A 16,639-nucleotide genomic window follows, 5' to 3' on the forward strand; every position below is an offset into this window, starting at 1 on the left:
TCGGCTGCGTTTAACAAGCAAGCCACGCAAACCAAGCACTGAATACCACAGTGCTTGGCCATCTTTTATACCAATCGTGTTAAGTTACTGAGCAACTATAGCTCGCTATAATGGTTAAATATTTAAGTCGATTGGTATTACTTACTATTTAGCAATCCAAGGAGTTACTTTTAATAATGGTGTTGTAATATCAAAAGCAAATTTATCATCTTCCCACTCGTCAGTAACACTGACATGGCAAATTGCATCTTGGCAATTAAAAGCAGGATCAGCAATGGTAACGGGGGAGCTAAATGTTAATACCACCCCTTTTTGTTCAGGTAACAAAAAGCTCATTAGTTTACTGATAAAAAAGCCTGATAAATCAGAAAGCAAGTCATCAAACTCTTGGTCAAGCTGATACAATTGATGTTTATTTAAATTACTGTTGGAAAATTCACGCGCTTCAATCTGTAATTTTAACTGACAATCATGATTTTTATTTTGTGGTTCAATTACAACCACAGCTTTGTTTGTATCAAGCTGTTTATCGTAGGGTAATAATAACTGGGCATGTTCAGTATAATTGAGAGCAAATTCTTCACGCTCAGTAATTATACGTCCACTTTCAATTAAACATTCGTCATTAGTCGCTATGTCAGTTATATAAAAGTTGACTTGAGCAAATTGAAAATCCCCTTTATTAACCACTTTTAAACGGTCATAAAAACCATCATAAGAGACCACAAACTCTTTTGCGTGTAGATTAAAAGTGGCCAGAAGCGCAATTACTGTGGCAATTACATAACTAAAACTAAATACTGGATTATTCATCAAAGTAAGCTCTATTTTGGTTGATCATCTGATTTAATTCTTCAATATACGCTTCACCACGTTCAGAATATGACGTGAGCCCGTAGCTCAATTCAGTGGCTGAAATCGGCTGTTGTTGCTGACGTAAATCGGCGCGAATACTACGTAATTGCTTATAAGCTGCATGCGTATTTATATTTCTAAAATACGAATTAACGGCGGCGCGAACTGATTTAAATGCTGCCACTTCATGCTCAGCCCCATCATTACGGCGGTTTGGCACCATACCGCAGCCTTTGCTATAACACCATTGCCCAAAAAAATTCAAACCAATACGAGCAAACCGCGAGGTTCCCCATGCTGACTCGTTAGCAGCTTGCATCAATGCGAGTTCCTTTGGAATAATATCTACTCGACGCAGAGCTTGCTTTAATGCCAATCGATCAATGGTTTTGGGTAATTTATAGCTGTTTAAAATCGTTTTAACTTGTTTTGTTTGACTAGCACTCAATGGCTCATCGTATTGCAGCATCATAAGCGCAATTTCTAAGGTAGCCCTTTGTTGTAAAATCTTTTTATTTTCAGCTTCAATGTGTGGGCGAATAAAGTCAAAAAATGCATGTTTCTTTTCTTTAACATCAACAAACCCATTAAAATCGGGTAGTTTTACAGAGTGTAGTGGCTTTTCTGGTTTTTTTATCGGGGGTTTAGTTGCAATTGTTTCACTGTCAATTAACGAAGTCGATTTTTCTATGAATGGGTAAATTAATGCCCAAATAAAAAATAGGCTAACAATTAAACGAAATAGGAACTTAAGCATGTATTCTCTCAAAAAAACTAACATATATGCATGGTATATCCACATGCATGTGACCCGCCATTATACCTAACACCACAAATAAAGGCGAATATCCCCATTTGGGTGATTTATAATCTAAAAAAATCGGCTACAATTAAGTTCATATAAACCTTAAAGAAGTTTTGGATGTTCATTTAATGGAATTCGCTTGGCAAAGTCGTATTATTGATCAAAATAAACACCGCCCTAATGATAACCGTTCACCATGGCAGGTTGATCGTTCCCGCATAATCCATGCAGCTGCATTTCGTCGTTTACAAGCAAAGACGCAAATAATGGGTATAGGGCTTAATGATTTTCATCGTACCCGATTAACCCATTCTTTAGAGGTGTCGCAAATTGGTAGCGGTTTACTTCGTCATTTAGAAAAGCAACACCCTGACTTCACTCATTTCCCCGATCCGAGCTTACTCGAAACATTATGCCTAGCTCATGATATAGGTCATCCTCCCTATGGTCATGGTGGTGAAATCGCGCTTAATTACATGATGCGTGAACACGGCGGTTTTGAAGGTAACGCACAAACGCTAAGAATTGTATCAAAGTTAGAACCCTACAGTGATGGCCACGGTATGAACCTAACGCGACGCACTTTACTCGGGTTTATAAAGTACCCAGCTTTTATTAATGATTTATGGCATACGATTCCTCATCATGATCCACTGCGTGCTTACATAAAGGCGGATGACTGGCGACCTGCAAAAGGCCTATATAAAGATGATCAAGAAACCTTTGATTGGATTATTGCCCCCCTGTCTTCTACTGATAAACAGCGCTTAGGCCAGTTTAATGTGATTGATGAATTTAGATCTAAAACCAATTTCAAGTCCCTTGACGCAGCGATCATGGAACTTGCTGATGATATAGCCTATGCAGTGCATGATCTTGAAGACGCCATTGCAACAGAACAAATTACCTTAAAGGAATGGCAAAATCATGCTTTACCAGCACTTGCTCAAGTAGAGTGTGACTGGCTTGTGCACAGCCAGTTAACCGAGCGGTTATTTTTAGGTAGTGAAGCACATAGAAAAGATGTGATCGGTGAGCTTGTAAACCTCTTTATCACCCAATCATCAATCATTAACACAGAAATAGGGTTTGAAAACCCGATATTGAATCACACTGTCACTTTAGCGCCATGCTACCAACACTTACTCGATACTTTAAAGTCTTTCATTTATCAACGGTTGATCAGAGCCTCTCATATGCAGCAAATTGAATTTAAAGGACAAAAGTTAATCATTGAGTTATTTGAAGCATTTGCTTGTGAGCCTTTACGGCTTTTGCCTGAAACGACTGCGAACATATTTCGCCACGTACAACAACAAAACGGCAATACGCAACGGGTAATTTGTGACTACTTAAGTGGTATGACAGATGAATATGCGTTTAAAACGCATCAACGCTTGTTTTCAAGTAATAATTAAACACTCAGCGTCCCCAAAGCTATACATTTATTTTAGCTTGGACTAGCATTACGTTGATTTATAGAAACTGCAATAATCAAGGATTGTACAATGAAAATATTGCCAGTAGCGCTCGCTATCGCTTCCATGACATCTTTTGGCTGTTTCGCAGCAACTAAAAATCCGGATCCCCATTTGGATGAACAACGCGCCATTGTAAAAGAAAGTGAAAAATATGACTGGGTGAGGCTCACATCGGGCGAGTGGCTCAAAGGTGATATCAAGGCCTACTACGATAAACAACTTGAATTTGAGAGTGATGTACTCGATACCCTCTATATTGATAGAGAGGACATTTTCATGGTTATTTCTGGGCGCAGTCATGCAGTGAGGTTTAATGATGGAACAGTACTTGAAGGCCCACTCAATATTTCCGGTGGTTATGTAGTCGTTGGTATGAGCCGACCCGATCAATACAAGTACAGTGATTTAGTTTCTGTCGCTCCCTCATTTGACGATGCCCTAAGTGCATGGAGTATCAAAGTGGGGATTGGGGCAAATATCAGTAAAGGTAATACTGAACAAACGGAATATTCTGCCTCTGTTGATATCAAACGCAGAACAGCATCAAACCGTTTACTGATCAACGCCCTTGCTGATCGTACAAGTAATGATGATGAAATTACCGAAAACAATATTCGTGCTAGCGGCACATTTGACTGGTTTTATACTAAATCACTGTATTTCAGACCAATCTCCTTTGACTACTTTCGTGACCCGTTTCAAAACATTGATCATAAATACACCATAGGGGCCGGTATCGGTTACTATTTAATTGATACGGATAAGACCGAGTGGGATATTGGTATGGGCCCTGCTTTTCAACATACAGAATTCTCTGATGTAGTTGAAGGCACTGATAAAACAAACTCATCGAGTTCTTTTTATATTGAATCTAATACTGAGTATGAACTAACGTCTGATATAGATTTAACGTTTGATTATAAGTTTACCTTTGCTGAAACCGCAGCAGGCGGTAATGCTCAATCAGCAAAAGCGGGAGCATCATTTGATATTACCGATGACATCGATTTTGATATTTCATTTGTTTGGGATCACTTAAAATCCCCTGTAGCCAATGCTGATGGCACTATTCCTGAAAATGATGACTACAAAATGGTCGTACAATTAGGCATAGAACTTTAAGGACATACAGATGAAGATATTTCATCGCTCAGTTTGTGCAACTGCTGTAGCAACGATTTTAAGCTTACAACCCGTGCTTGCTAATGAAACAGATAAACGCCTCGATAAACTGGAAAAACGTTTAGCTGAACTTGAGCAGCAAGTCGCTCAAAAAGATCGTAAAATTGAAGAGCTAGAACGAGAGACCGTGGTTACTGCACACCTAGCTGATAAAGCGGCAGAAGTGGCCATTTCGTCGGCATTATTCACACGTTTTTTAGAGCGGCCAAGCTATCAATTTGACGCCCCCGACAAGAGTATTCAACTCACTAACTCTGATACCACTTTACAGATTGGCGGACAAATTTGGTTAGATGCAATTTACAACAGTGGCGAAATGACCAATAGAGCGGGTTTTCAACCTTCTTCTATTGCGTATGACGAAGGAGCAACCCACGATAAAACCACCCTCAGTGCTGGACAATCTAACCTAACTATTAATAGCTCCACCCCCACTCAATACGGTGCAATGACCACCCGTTTTGGTGTTGACTTATTTGATTCCCAAGGAAATGCAAAATTTAATCTTACACATTTGTGGGGAGAGCTCGGTAATTGGGGGGCTGGGCAAACGTTTTCTGGTTTTATGGACATAGATGCGTTTCCAAATATCATGGATTATTGGGGCCCAAATTCAGTGGTCTTCGCTCGCCAACCGCAACTGCGCTATAACCTTCATACCAACACAGATGATAAATTCATGTTCACCATTGAAAAGTCAGATGCCGATTTAGCTTTGCCTAATTTTGTCACGGGTAATGACTTTTTATACGTAGAGCAAAATGACTTACCTGATATTACAGCCAGCTACATCAATGGCTTTACAAAAGGCTATATTAAATCATCGATTATTTTGCGCCAACTTGGTTATGAGACCAGTAGCAGCGATGACAAGGTAATTGGCTGGGGTATTAACGTCTCGGGTAAATACGCCATAGACCGCAAAAACACCCTAAAATATCAGCTTACTCATGGCGAAGGCATTGGCCGCTACATCAATGATGCCTGCTGCAGTTATTATGCAGATGGCACTGCGGATGGCGTTGCAACAGGTGGCAGTGATGCGGGAGTCGATATTAATGGCAAACTGCAAGCAATCCCAATCACCGTTGGCTACGCCTATTTAGATCACCAATGGAGTGATAAATACACCAGCTCTATCGGTTTTGGCTACGTTGAGATTGATAACATTGATTCACAGCGAAGTCGCGCGCTTAGCAGTTCATTTTACTCAAACGTTAATTTGATCTGGAACCCAACCCCAATGTCTCGCGTTGGTGTTGAACTACAATACGGTAAAGTTGAAAGTTTTGGTAACGAAGATGCTGATAACGTAAGGCTACAAACATCAATTGGTTTTAAATATTAATAAGGAAGTACCATGATGACAAAATTACAAGCCTGTTTGTAAGTACAATTTACTAAACTATCGATGAACCACCTTTATTCAGTTTATTGAGTTGGATAAATACTCAACGTTCGCCGAAATAAATGCCTCACAGGTATTGTTGACTATTAACAACATAAAAAGATAAGTAATATGAAAAGTACCCCAGAATTTACCAGTTTTAAACGCTTTTACCCTTTCTACTTACAAGAGCATAGAAATGCCACTTGCCGTCGTCTGCATTTTGCTGGTAGTTTTTTAGTCCTCCTTGTCATTTTATACGCGTTGTTTAGCCAGCAATTTTCGTTATTGTGGTTATTACCTATTATTGGCTACGGTTTTGCGTGGGTTGGCCATTTTTTCTTTGAAAAAAACCGCCCTGCGACATTCAAACATCCGCTCTATAGCTTGTTGGGAGATTGGGTAATGTTTAAAGACATGTTGGTTGGGAAAATAAAGTGGTAATTCCATGATAGCGAGTCGAAGTTAAAATCGTGGGCTACAAATCAACACGACTACCTCGCCTAATATTAAACACAAACAGTTCGTTATCTAATTCTGTTTTTGTCGCTTTTCAATGATATAGTTAACGTCATTTTAGCTATTCAAGATATTAGAATGTATCGATTATTTGAACGGATGACCAAGCCGTTTCCAGAGCGACAACCGACTCAACCGCCAACAACCTTGTTTGCCTTTTGCCGCCACTATACAAAGGGCATGGAAGTTTCATTATTCTTTATGTCATTAAGTGCGGCGTTATTGGCTATTTTAGAAGTGTCTTTATTTAGTTACATGGGCCAACTTGTTGATTGGCTGAGTATCTATACGCCTGAAACATTATTTGTTGAGCAAAAGTCCGAACTCATAAAAATGGCGGTTGTATTACTTATCGTCTTGCCAACCGTGGTGTTTTTTCATTCTGCGATACTACACCAAGCTTTATTGGGGAATTACCCCATGTCCATTCGTTGGCTTGCACACCGTTACCTACTGCGTCAAAGCGTCAGCTTTTATCAAAACGAATTTGCAGGACGTATTGCTACCAAAGTCATGCAAACCTCGCTTGCAGTTCGTGAAACGGTAATGAAATTACTCGATGTACTTATGTACATCGTTGTCTATTTTGGTGCTATGGTATTTTTAGTTGCAGAAGCAGACTGGCGGTTAATGATCCCACTCTTGGTATGGTTAGCTTTGTATATTTTGATTCAAATGTACTACGTGCCTAAACTTAAAAAAGTAGCCAGTTCACAAGCTGATGCCCGCTCAGAAATGACAGGCCGTATCGTTGATAGCTACACCAATATTTCCACTATTAAATTGTTTTCCTACACACAACGTGAAGAACAGTATGCAAAAGACAGTATGGATGTATTTTTACAACCTGTTTATAAACAAATGCGTTTAGTAACGAGCTTAAATTTTGCCATTCAAACCCTAAATTACTTTTTAGTATTTAGCGTTGCAGCCCTATCATTATATTTATGGACCTTGAGCGCTATTAGTGCGGGAGCAATTGCGATTGCCGTGAGCTTAGCACTGCGTTTAAACGGCATGGCACAGTGGATCATGTGGGAAATTAGCGGATTATTTGAAAATATCGGCACTGTCGCCGATGGTATGAAAACCCTTTCTAATCCAATAGAAGTTGATGACCTGCCAAATGCTGGCACACTGAAAGTCAGCAGCGGTGCAATTGACTTTAGCAACGTGCATTTTAATTATGGCAAAGCAGCAAATGAAACCAACCGCGGTGCAGTGATCAATCACTTAAATCTAAATATAAAAGCCGGTGAAAAAATAGGCTTAGTAGGACGCTCAGGCGCCGGTAAATCAACTCTGGTTAATTTATTATTGCGCTTTTACGATGTGGATAGCGGCAGTATTAATATTGATGGTCAAGACATCTCAAAAGTGAGCCAAGAAAGCTTACGACAGTACATTGCAATGGTTACACAAGACACCTCTTTACTACACCGCTCAGTAAAAGAAAATATCTTATATGGCCGGCCTGACGCCAGTGATGAAGAGATGCTACGCGCCGCCAAGCAAGCCAAAGCACTTGAGTTTATTGACGATCTTGAAGACAGCAAAGGCAATAAAGGCTTTGCCGCACAAGTAGGTGAGCGTGGTGTAAAACTCTCCGGCGGGCAACGTCAACGTATCGCCATCGCCCGCGTGCTGCTGAAAAATGCCCCGATACTGATTTTAGATGAAGCAACCAGCGCACTTGACTCCGAAGTCGAAGCAGCCATTCAAGCAAGTCTTGATGACTTAATGACCGGCAAAACCGTGATCGCAATTGCTCACCGCCTATCCACTATCGCACAAATGGATAGGCTTATCGTGCTTGATGACGGCGGGATTGTAGAGCAAGGCAGTCATGATGAACTATTAGCGCAAAATGGTATTTATGCTGCTTTATGGGCACATCAAACCGGCGGTTTTATTGGCGTAGAGTAATTTTACCTAGCCATAACACAAGGTTAAGTTTCAAAATCCAAGCGCTGTTTTTTTGAAACTTAACCTGCCACATGCCATTACAAAAAATTTTGTCGTTTTTAAACCAACCCGTTGGGCGTTTCACAGGTAGTTACTCTCGGCGTTGTTACTTCTTAAAAGGGACCGCCATTGTTGCAAAGTAACGCCTTGATATTAAGCCCCTGTGAAACGCTGAATTCTGCATCTTGAGGTGGTTTGGGTATACTGCTATAATCGCGGCCTTTCATAGCCTGCGTAATTTGTCAGAGTGTCTTTTCTTGAGCCCTGTAATGCGTATAAACGCTAGTAGTTTAAATGACAGCAACCTGTATAAGCGAAATTATCCATGAGCGAAAATAGTCACATTAAAGTCATCGTTGGCATGTCCGGCGGTGTTGATTCTTCTGTATCAGCTTATTTATTAAAACAACAAGGCTATCACGTTGAAGGCCTGTTTATGAAGAACTGGGAAGAAGACGATAATGATGAATATTGCGCTGCGGCAGATGATTTAAAAGATGCCCAAGCAGTCTGTGACAAGCTAGGGATTGAGCTACATACAGTAAACTTTGCTGCAGAATATTGGGATAACGTGTTTGAATATTTCCTTGCTGAGTATAAAGCGGGCCGTACACCGAATCCTGACATCATGTGTAATAAAGAAATCAAGTTCAAAGCTTTCTTAGAGTTTGCTGCAGGTGCACTTGGCGCTGATTATATTGCAACAGGCCATTATGTTCGTCGTGAATTGCGCGATGACAAATACGTAATGTGCCGTGGCCTTGATGATAATAAAGATCAAAGCTACTTCTTATATACATTAAGCCATGAACATATTGCACAAACATTGTTTCCGGTGGGTGATATTGCCAAACCAGAAGTACGGCGCATTGCTGAAGAGCAAGATTTAATTACCCACGATAAAAAAGACAGCACCGGTATTTGCTTTATCGGCGAACGTAAGTTTAAAGACTTTTTACAAAAATTCTTACCTGCGCAGCCTGGAGTTATCGAAGACACTGACGGCAATAATGTAGGTGAGCATGAAGGCTTGATGTATCACACTCTTGGTCAACGTAAAGGTTTACTAATTGGCGGCATGAAAGAAGGCTCAGGCGAACCTTGGTACGTGGTTGATAAAGATATTGAGCGTAATGTGTTAGTGGTTGGTCAAGGTAAAGATCACCCTCGCCTTTACAGCAATGGTTTAAATGCCAACCAATTACACTGGGTTGACCGTGTTGGACCTAAAGGCACTACACGCTGCACAGTAAAAACACGTTATCGCCAAGAAGACATCAACTGTACTCTACTGGTTGGTGATGATGGTGTAGCAAGAGTGTTATTCGATGAACCTCAAAAAGCCGTCACTCCAGGTCAATCAGCAGTATTTTATGCCAATGAAGTGTGTTTGGGCGGTGGTATCATTGATTCGGTGATCAAATAATGACTGAAAACCAAGTTATGGCGCTGGCCGCAATGTGCCAAGCAGCTAAACAAGTACAAAAAATAGCGCAATACGGCAGTAGTAACGATTACGAGTTAGAAAAGCTCTTAAACAGCATAGTAGAAACATCGCCAGAAACACCCAGCGATGTTTACCAAGGCACTGAAAACTTAAGAGAAGGCTATAAAATATTAGTTAATCAACTCAGTGCTGGTGAAAATAAAGATGTAGAAATCGTCAAATACGTTGGCGGTTTAATGCAACTTGAACGCGCTTTAAGCGCCAAAGCAAGCAGCTTAACAGAGCTTGGCAAAGGTATTGAAGATGTTAAGCGACGCCTTAATCACTTTGCCATCACCGATGACACCGTGATCGCTGCCCTTGCCGATATTTATTCAAAGGTGCTTAGCCCCCTTGGGCACCGAATTCAGGTTTATGGCAAACCTGATTTATTAAAACAGCAATTAGTACAACACAAAATACGTGCGTTATTATTAGCAGGTATTCGCAGTGCAGTATTATGGCGACAAATGGGCGGTAAACGCCGTCATTTTTTCTTTGCAAAAAGAAAAATTATCGCCATTGCTAAAAACCATATTTAATTATCGTTCAAAACTAAAATTTAGGAGTTATTATGGAGCTTTCAGCGTTAACAGCTATCTCTCCGGTGGATGGTCGCTACGGCAGCAAAACCACTGAACTACGCAGTATTTTCAGCGAATTTGGCTTGATCAAATACCGTGTAACAGTCGAAGTTCGTTGGTTACAAGCCCTTGCATCAGCGGATGCTATCCAAGAAGTACCGGCATTTAGCGACGAAGCCAATGCTTTACTTAACGCGATTGTTGATAACTTCAGCGAAGCCGATGCGCAACGTGTAAAAGATATCGAACGTACCACAAACCACGATGTAAAAGCGGTTGAGTACTTACTAAAAGAAAAAGTAGCAGATAACGCCGAGCTACATGCAATCAATGAATTTATTCACTTTGCTTGTACATCAGAAGACATCAATAACTTGTCTCACGGTTTGATGCTAACCGAAGCTCGTAACGAAGTATTACTGCCTTACTGTGATCAATTACTTAATGCGATTAAAGAAAAAGCCATTGAGTACAAAGCTGTTCCAATGATGACCCGAACTCACGGTCAACCAGCAACACCTTCGACGATGGGTAAAGAATTTGCCAACGTGTATATGCGCTTAAAGCGTCAACGTGACCAAATTGCTCAAGTTGAAATGCTCGGTAAAATTAATGGCGCGGTAGGTAACTACAACGCTCACCTAAGCGCTTACCCTGATTACGATTGGCACAACCATGCTGAGCAATTTGTAACGAGCCTAGGCTTAACATTCAACCCGTTTACAACACAAATTGAACCGCATGACTACATTGCTGAATTATTCGATGCCATTGCCCGTTTTAACACGATTTTATTAGACTTCGATCGTGATGCATGGGGCTACATTGCGCTTAACCACTTTAAGCAAAAAACCATTGCTGGTGAAATTGGTTCATCAACTATGCCACACAAAGTTAACCCGATTGATTTTGAAAACTCAGAAGGTAACTTAGGTCTAGCAAATGCTATTTTTGGCCATTTAGCACAAAAGCTACCTGTCTCTCGCTGGCAGCGTGACCTTACTGACTCAACGGTACTTCGTAACTTAGGTGTTGGTATGGGCTATGCGTTAATTGCATACCAATCAACGCTTAAAGGCGTGAGTAAGTTAGAAGTTAACGAAGAGCGTTTACTTGAAGAACTTGACCAAAACTGGGAATTGCTCGCAGAGCCAATCCAAACAGTTATGCGTAAATATGGCATCGAAAAACCATATGAAAAGCTTAAAGATTTAACTCGCGGTAAACGTGTTAACCAAGAAATTATGGCTGATTTCATCGATGGTTTAGAATTACCAGAAGAAGCTAAAGTTGAAATGAAAAAACTTACGCCAGCTAATTACATTGGCCGTGCTGTCGAGTTCATCGACAACTTAGCATAAAGGCTTTTAGCTAAAACGTTTATAAAGCGAAAGGCCCTTGCCTTTCGCTTTTTTTATTTTTAATAGGCGCAGCATGTATCAACTAACTATAAATGGCTTAACTGAGCAACAATTTCTAACCCAATATTGGCAAAAACAACCGCTCTTGATCAAACAAGGTTTTGTAGAATTTGCAGATCCACTTGATGCTAATGAGCTTGCTGGCCTTGCTATGGAAGAGAGTATTGAATCACGAATAATCACAAACCAGAACAACGATTGGCAAGCACACCATGGTCCATTTGAAAATTTTGAATTACTAACAGAGCAAAATTCGACCCTATTGGTACAAGCCGTTGACCACTGGCATCCTGCAGCTGCACAGCTTCTTGAGCCATTTAGATTTATTCCGAATTGGCGTATTGACGATTTAATGATCAGCTTTTCAACGCCAGGCGGCGGTGTAGGCCCACATTTAGATCAATACGATGTATTTATCATTCAAGGTGAAGGTAAGCGCCATTGGCGGGTTGGAATGCCTGATGCGAGTTTAAAACAATTTGCACAAAATAAAAGCTTATTACAAGTTGAACAATTTCCTGCTGTTATCGATTGTATCCTAGAACCTGGCGACATTTTATATATTCCGCCTGGCTGTCCACATGAAGGTTACGCTGTAGAAAATGCGCTGAATTACTCTATCGGTTTTCGCGCCCCAAATCAGCGTGATTTACTGTCAAACTTTGCCGATCATATCATTGATAAAGAAGCTGGAAATAAACGTTATCAAGATCCAGCAATCACATTACGTGAGTCTAAAGGTGAGATCCAATCAACAGAGGCCGATAACGTAAAGCAATTAATGCAGGCTATCTTAGAGGACGACATCTTATTTAAATCTTGGTTAGGAACTACATTGAGTCAACCTAAGCATGAGATGGATCTAATGCCACCAGAAGATTTATTTAGTAGTGAGCAAGTGAGCGAGCTAATAGCGGATGATGAGATTATTTTTGAGCGTTTAGGTGGTACTCGAGCGCTATATCAAGTTTTTGAAAACGAAATACTTCTAAGTATTAATGGCGAAAATTATACCCTCCCTGAGAGTGATTTAAGCGCGGTTAAATTACTCACAGATCACACCACAGTGACAGCAGAGCAACTTAATAGTTCAAAAAATAGTTTATTATTTGTACAAACCTTTACTACACTTCTTAATGAGGGGATTTGGTTTTGCTAGGAGTGGGTATTTATGGGCTATCATATCAGCAAAGTAGAATGGGAGTTAGGTAAGGAGTTACTGCAACAGATCAGAGAGCGGGTTTTTGTATATGAACTACATATTCCCAAGCATGTTGAGTTTGATAACCTTGATCGGTGCGCTCATCATATTTTAGTCACCGATGATAGCCAAAGCCCTATTGCAACCGGCCGGTTATGTAACGATGGGCTAATTGGGCGAATTGCGGTGCTACCCGAGCATCGCAACCGTTCTGTATATCGCTCACTACTCACCTATATTGTTGAGCTTGCACAACAACAAGGCTGTGATTGCGTCAGTATTAATTGCATTTTAAACGAAGTAGAGCGATTTAAACGCAATGGTTTTGAGCAACAAGGTCATGTGTTTATGGAAGCAGGAATTCCGCGGCTGCGTATGCAATGCCCGATAAATAGATTTAATACAAAACCGTTCACGCTGGTTCATTAAATAAATATAAAAAAGCGAACTTATTAAGCTGAAGAGCCAAATAATACGTTCGCTTTTGTACTTATTAACTTAAGTTGAGCTAGTATAGCTGAGCTAATGTTATTTAGGTTCGTTTAGCCACAACTCTTCTTTTTCGTACATCTCATAAAGACCGTGTGCACGATTAATTAAAAGATTAGCAAAATCAACTTGGGTTTTATCACGCGCGCCGCCGCTGTGAATGATTTGATCTGCTTTTAACTGCCATTGCAAAGAAAAATAACGCAATGCTTCACGGGCGTTTTCTGCCACTGACGCTAGCGCATGATCTGTTGGCAGACGACCTGTTATAACCCAGTAGCTTTTTCCGTCTTGGCCTTTAAACTTCCAAAGTGCACACAGTGGGGCAATAAATCGGCTTTCTTTTTCTATTAAGCTCTTTGGCATTACGCCTTTTTCTGCTAAATGTTTTTGCGCGTTTTGAAAGCATTCTCGCTGCCACATTACACTCTGCTGATGAGCCAATGCTTGCTCTTCGGCTGTTAGCGGCTTGGCTTGCTTTGATTCCACTTGTTCTTTATCCATTACAATAGTTACTCTTTTACAACATTTTTTACACTTTAAGGGCATATAATTGATGGTGCAAGTAATAAAAGACAAAACGGTGTGGTTACCCGCGTGTTTGTTTGCTATTCAACCAATATGCACAACTGACCAAATTTATATTACCGATAGCTGGTTCTTGCCGTTAAACGGTTAAATAAACCCGGGAAAAAACGTTTTATAGTAGGCGCCCAACCACTGATCCCCTCACCTATTACAACTTCATCTTTTCTGTTCGCAATGGCGTGTATCATCTGTTTAACGGCAACCGTAACGTCCATGCCATTTTCAATAGAGGGTTCCGCTTTATTTTGCGCCACACCATGCTCATTTAACGAATTATGTGCGATAGCCGTTTTAATTGAACCAGGGCATACTGTTAAACAATGAATGTTTTTATTTGACACCTCTGCGCGCAGGCAATCCATAAAACCCACTACCGCATATTTAGAGCCTGAATAACCCGTTCTAAACTGAGAACCTACTTTCCCCGCTACACTGCTGATTGATACAACCGCCCCCCCGCCTTGTGCCACCATTGAAGGTAACACTGCTTTGGTAAGTGCCACTAAACCAAAGTAGTTCACTTCCATTAACTGGCGATACACTGAGAAATCATTTTCCAAAAATAAGCTACGCTGCGACACACCGCCGTTATTGATCAGAATATCAACCTTACCAATGTCGTTGATGTGCTGAGTGACGTATTCAAGTACCTGCTCTGGTTGTGCTAAATCAAGAGGGATAACTTGATGCTGGCTACCGTTTAACTCACTGCATAACTGTTCAAGCTTAACAACATTCCGTGCTGACAAAATAACCCGCGCCCCCAGCTGTGCAAATTGAATTGCCAACTCTTTACCAATGCCTGAAGATGCACCGGTGATCCACACTGTTTTATTATTAAAATTCATTATTTACCTTTATTGATATTGGGTGTTTAAGGTTTAGTTGGTCCGGCAATTTCAGTCACTTCATGTTCGAGTTTTTTATACAGACCCAACATAAAAAGTAGTTCGGCAAGGACAAACAAAGGACCAATAACAAGGCCCACTATATCATCAACAAAGGCTGGCTTTTTTCCTTCATAATAATGACCGATAAACTGTAATACCCAACCAAGTACAAAAAGTCCAACACTTATCAGCAACCAATGACTAAAAGCAAGCTGCGCTATGGGGGCTGCAGCAATCGACAATAATACTAATAACACGGCCATCATTAACCCCAATGACACACTGAGCATTAAGTAATAAACCACAGACGCGAACACCACAAGCTGTGCACCATTTATCACAAACTCTCCAAGTGGAATATGAATACGTGCAAGTAAACAAATGACCGCAAATACAATCAAAGGTATACCAAAAAAGTGCGTTAAAACATTTCGTTTTGAGCGGTGATATAAGCCATACTTACCTAGTTGTTGTAACGTTTTCATCGCATATCCTAGTTTTATCATGTAATAAAATTACTTTAGCAAATAACTATAAAGTAACAATGTCTGCTAGCCGACATTTGAATAAAACTATACTAATGCACTGATAATCTTCCCTTTGTCGTGTTCTGGTGCTTTGGGTTGCAGTTCTCGCCCTTTTTGATACTCTTGCTCAAGCATTTTTTGCATATTTGCCATTTGTTCAGATAATGCTGTTGTATCACCGTCATGCTCTTGTATTTTTTTCGCCAGCTCTTCTATCGCCGCCTTAAGTTCAGCTATCTTTTCTTTATCGACACCTAATCGTTGATAAATAAGCGCTTCTTTTGCCTGTTCAAGAAAGCTTTTTTCATAGCGTGGGTTTTTAAGAGATGTTGTTGTATCAACTTGGCTAGTATTTGCCATATCCGGCAATTCAGTTGCCGCTTTAGGAGGTATCACTGTTTGTGTTTGATCAGGCGCACGATATGGCTGTGTACGGTACTGATTATTAAAGGTAAGCATGCTCATTGCCTCAATTCCATTGAAAAGATGGGTCACTCCCCATGCTAAGCAATTATGAAGCCAGTTAGCTAAAAACGGATAAGAAATTTACTGTGCCAATGCCGCCAACTTTTCTTTATCTATAATTTCTACCCGTTGATAATGTAAAGATACAATGTTTTTTTCGCTCAGCAGTTGCAGAATTTGATTAATTGTTTGCCGAGTTAAGTAGGTCATATCTGCAAGTTGTTGTTGTGATAACATGATTGTTGCAGTATTTCGAGCAAGTGAAGTCGCTGTCATTATCAACAATCGCTTACACACTTTTTGCTGTGCAGTTAATAAAGCGTGATCTTCTAATGAAGTGAACAATAAGCGCATTTTTTGTGATAATAATACCCCAAAGTCATGCCAATATATCGGCTTAGCGGCCAATAGTTGTATCAGTGCGCGATAGGGGATAAACAGTAATCGGCTCGGTATTTGTGCATGTACATCATGAGTGCGCAGGCCGCCATCGAATAATGCTACTTCGCCAAACCAAGTCGAAGCGTCGATAAAAGTCAAAACCGCCTCTTTTCCTTCGCTATTTGCACCACTGACTCGCATTACCCCATTAAGTACAGCGTATAAACCAGAGTTTTCATCACCACGCAAAAATAACGCCTCACCAGCGTCGAGTTTAATTACTTTTGCATGTTGCAATAACGACTGCTGAAATTCGTCAGCGCGGCTACTAAACCAGTTTCCTTGGTTAATTATCGCACGGTCCTGTTCATTCATATCGCTTTACTCTACAGTAGTTTAATACTCTAATAATA

The 16,639-nt window shown here is 40.4% G+C and carries 17 protein-coding genes; 10 read left to right on the top strand and 7 right to left on the bottom strand.

Translation table 11 applies throughout. From position 1 onward, the window contains the following. Positions 1-144 precede the first annotated feature (144 nt). Positions 145-813: a DUF2987 domain-containing protein gene (locus tag PHAL_RS0104760; protein ID WP_016707280.1), complete on the bottom strand. Its 669-nt coding sequence runs from the start codon at positions 811-813 to the stop codon at positions 145-147. Beyond that, positions 806-1,612 carry a glucosaminidase domain-containing protein gene (locus PHAL_RS0104765; protein WP_016707281.1) on the bottom strand — a complete coding sequence of 269 codons (807 nt, stop codon included), beginning with the start codon at positions 1,610-1,612 and terminating at the stop codon, positions 806-808. Before PHAL_RS0104765 ends, PHAL_RS0104760 begins: the two co-directional genes overlap by 8 nt. 176 nt (positions 1,613-1,788) lie before the next feature. Here PHAL_RS0104765 and PHAL_RS0104770 point away from each other — a divergent pair, with 176 nt between their 5' ends. The 10 genes from PHAL_RS0104770 (at position 1,789) to PHAL_RS0104820 (ending at position 13,315) form a co-directional block, all read left to right on the top strand. Continuing rightward, positions 1,789-3,078 carry an anti-phage deoxyguanosine triphosphatase gene (locus tag PHAL_RS0104770; RefSeq protein WP_016707282.1) on the top strand — a complete coding sequence of 430 codons (1,290 nt, stop codon included), beginning with the start codon at positions 1,789-1,791 and terminating at the stop codon, positions 3,076-3,078. Between the two features lie 90 nt (positions 3,079-3,168). Further along, a complete protein-coding gene (locus PHAL_RS22785) occupies positions 3,169-4,263 on the top strand; it encodes a DUF481 domain-containing protein (RefSeq protein ID WP_016707283.1) in 1,095 nt (364 codons plus the stop codon). A 10-nt stretch (positions 4,264-4,273) separates the two neighbouring features. After that, positions 4,274-5,671, top strand: a complete 1,398-nt coding sequence (locus PHAL_RS0104780) for a DcaP family trimeric outer membrane transporter (protein WP_016707284.1) — start codon at positions 4,274-4,276, stop codon at positions 5,669-5,671. 171 nt (positions 5,672-5,842) lie between these two features. Then, complete coding sequence (locus tag PHAL_RS0104785) at positions 5,843-6,154, top strand: DUF962 domain-containing protein (RefSeq protein ID WP_016707285.1); 312 nt, start codon at positions 5,843-5,845, stop codon at positions 6,152-6,154. A 153-nt stretch (positions 6,155-6,307) separates the two neighbouring features. Continuing rightward, positions 6,308-8,155, top strand: a complete 1,848-nt coding sequence (locus tag PHAL_RS0104790) for an ABC transporter ATP-binding protein (RefSeq protein ID WP_016707286.1) — start codon at positions 6,308-6,310, stop codon at positions 8,153-8,155. Between the two features lie 364 nt (positions 8,156-8,519). Next, entirely contained in the window at positions 8,520-9,620 is a 1,101-nt protein-coding gene (gene mnmA, locus PHAL_RS0104800; RefSeq protein WP_016707288.1) for a tRNA 2-thiouridine(34) synthase MnmA, read from the top strand. Beyond that, on the top strand, positions 9,620-10,222 hold the full coding sequence (hflD, locus tag PHAL_RS0104805; RefSeq protein ID WP_016707289.1) for a high frequency lysogenization protein HflD: 603 nt from the start codon (positions 9,620-9,622) through the stop codon (positions 10,220-10,222). Before mnmA ends, hflD begins: the two co-directional genes overlap by 1 nt. Positions 10,223-10,254: 32 nt before the next feature. Further along, the gene (gene purB / locus PHAL_RS0104810; protein ID WP_016707290.1) at positions 10,255-11,625 is read left to right on the top strand and encodes an adenylosuccinate lyase; all 1,371 of its coding nucleotides are present in this window, start codon (positions 10,255-10,257) and stop codon (positions 11,623-11,625) included. A 73-nt stretch (positions 11,626-11,698) separates the two neighbouring features. Further along, the gene (locus tag PHAL_RS0104815) at positions 11,699-12,844 is read left to right on the top strand and encodes a ribosomal protein uL16 3-hydroxylase (protein ID WP_016707291.1); all 1,146 of its coding nucleotides are present in this window, start codon (positions 11,699-11,701) and stop codon (positions 12,842-12,844) included. 12 nt (positions 12,845-12,856) lie between these two features. Further along, on the top strand, positions 12,857-13,315 hold the full coding sequence (locus PHAL_RS0104820) for a GNAT family N-acetyltransferase (RefSeq protein WP_016707292.1): 459 nt from the start codon (positions 12,857-12,859) through the stop codon (positions 13,313-13,315). 99 nt (positions 13,316-13,414) lie between these two features. On the opposite strand, the gene PHAL_RS0104825 is transcribed toward PHAL_RS0104820, so the two are convergent. The 5 genes from PHAL_RS0104825 to PHAL_RS0104845 form a co-directional block, all read right to left on the bottom strand. Continuing rightward, a complete protein-coding gene (locus tag PHAL_RS0104825) occupies positions 13,415-13,879 on the bottom strand; it encodes a DUF4826 family protein (protein ID WP_016707293.1) in 465 nt (154 codons plus the stop codon). A 140-nt stretch (positions 13,880-14,019) separates the two neighbouring features. Continuing rightward, on the bottom strand, positions 14,020-14,811 hold the full coding sequence (locus PHAL_RS0104830; protein ID WP_016707294.1) for an SDR family oxidoreductase: 792 nt from the start codon (positions 14,809-14,811) through the stop codon (positions 14,020-14,022). A 26-nt stretch (positions 14,812-14,837) separates the two neighbouring features. Beyond that, positions 14,838-15,338: an Mpo1 family 2-hydroxy fatty acid dioxygenase gene (locus PHAL_RS0104835; RefSeq protein ID WP_016707295.1), complete on the bottom strand. Its 501-nt coding sequence runs from the start codon at positions 15,336-15,338 to the stop codon at positions 14,838-14,840. An 87-nt stretch (positions 15,339-15,425) separates the two neighbouring features. Next, positions 15,426-15,839, bottom strand: a complete 414-nt coding sequence (locus PHAL_RS0104840; protein WP_237709896.1) for a hypothetical protein — start codon at positions 15,837-15,839, stop codon at positions 15,426-15,428. A gap of 87 nt (positions 15,840-15,926) precedes the next feature. Continuing rightward, complete coding sequence (locus PHAL_RS0104845) at positions 15,927-16,601, bottom strand: Crp/Fnr family transcriptional regulator (protein WP_016707297.1); 675 nt, start codon at positions 16,599-16,601, stop codon at positions 15,927-15,929. Between the last annotated feature and the right edge of the window lie 38 nt (positions 16,602-16,639).

It is taken from the genome of Pseudoalteromonas haloplanktis ATCC 14393 (assembly GCF_000238355.1).
Classification (GTDB): Bacteria; Pseudomonadota; Gammaproteobacteria; order Enterobacterales; family Alteromonadaceae; genus Pseudoalteromonas; species Pseudoalteromonas haloplanktis.

Coding starts and splice junctions, on each gene's coding strand:
- PHAL_RS0104760 (WP_016707280.1), bottom strand. CDS start 813: ATGAATAATCCAGTATTTAGTTTTAGTTATGTAATTGCCACAGTAATT.
- PHAL_RS0104765 (WP_016707281.1), bottom strand. CDS start 1,612: ATGCTTAAGTTCCTATTTCGTTTAATTGTTAGCCTATTTTTTATTTGG.
- PHAL_RS0104770 (WP_016707282.1), top strand. CDS start 1,789: ATGGAATTCGCTTGGCAAAGTCGTATTATTGATCAAAATAAACACCGC.
- PHAL_RS22785 (WP_016707283.1), top strand. CDS start 3,169: ATGAAAATATTGCCAGTAGCGCTCGCTATCGCTTCCATGACATCTTTT.
- PHAL_RS0104780 (WP_016707284.1), top strand. CDS start 4,274: ATGAAGATATTTCATCGCTCAGTTTGTGCAACTGCTGTAGCAACGATT.
- PHAL_RS0104785 (WP_016707285.1), top strand. CDS start 5,843: ATGAAAAGTACCCCAGAATTTACCAGTTTTAAACGCTTTTACCCTTTC.
- PHAL_RS0104790 (WP_016707286.1), top strand. CDS start 6,308: ATGTATCGATTATTTGAACGGATGACCAAGCCGTTTCCAGAGCGACAA.
- mnmA (WP_016707288.1), top strand. CDS start 8,520: ATGAGCGAAAATAGTCACATTAAAGTCATCGTTGGCATGTCCGGCGGT.
- hflD (WP_016707289.1), top strand. CDS start 9,620: ATGACTGAAAACCAAGTTATGGCGCTGGCCGCAATGTGCCAAGCAGCT.
- purB (WP_016707290.1), top strand. CDS start 10,255: ATGGAGCTTTCAGCGTTAACAGCTATCTCTCCGGTGGATGGTCGCTAC.
- PHAL_RS0104815 (WP_016707291.1), top strand. CDS start 11,699: ATGTATCAACTAACTATAAATGGCTTAACTGAGCAACAATTTCTAACC.
- PHAL_RS0104820 (WP_016707292.1), top strand. CDS start 12,857: ATGGGCTATCATATCAGCAAAGTAGAATGGGAGTTAGGTAAGGAGTTA.
- PHAL_RS0104825 (WP_016707293.1), bottom strand. CDS start 13,879: ATGGATAAAGAACAAGTGGAATCAAAGCAAGCCAAGCCGCTAACAGCC.
- PHAL_RS0104830 (WP_016707294.1), bottom strand. CDS start 14,811: ATGAATTTTAATAATAAAACAGTGTGGATCACCGGTGCATCTTCAGGC.
- PHAL_RS0104835 (WP_016707295.1), bottom strand. CDS start 15,338: ATGAAAACGTTACAACAACTAGGTAAGTATGGCTTATATCACCGCTCA.
- PHAL_RS0104840 (WP_237709896.1), bottom strand. CDS start 15,839: ATGCTTACCTTTAATAATCAGTACCGTACACAGCCATATCGTGCGCCT.
- PHAL_RS0104845 (WP_016707297.1), bottom strand. CDS start 16,601: ATGAATGAACAGGACCGTGCGATAATTAACCAAGGAAACTGGTTTAGT.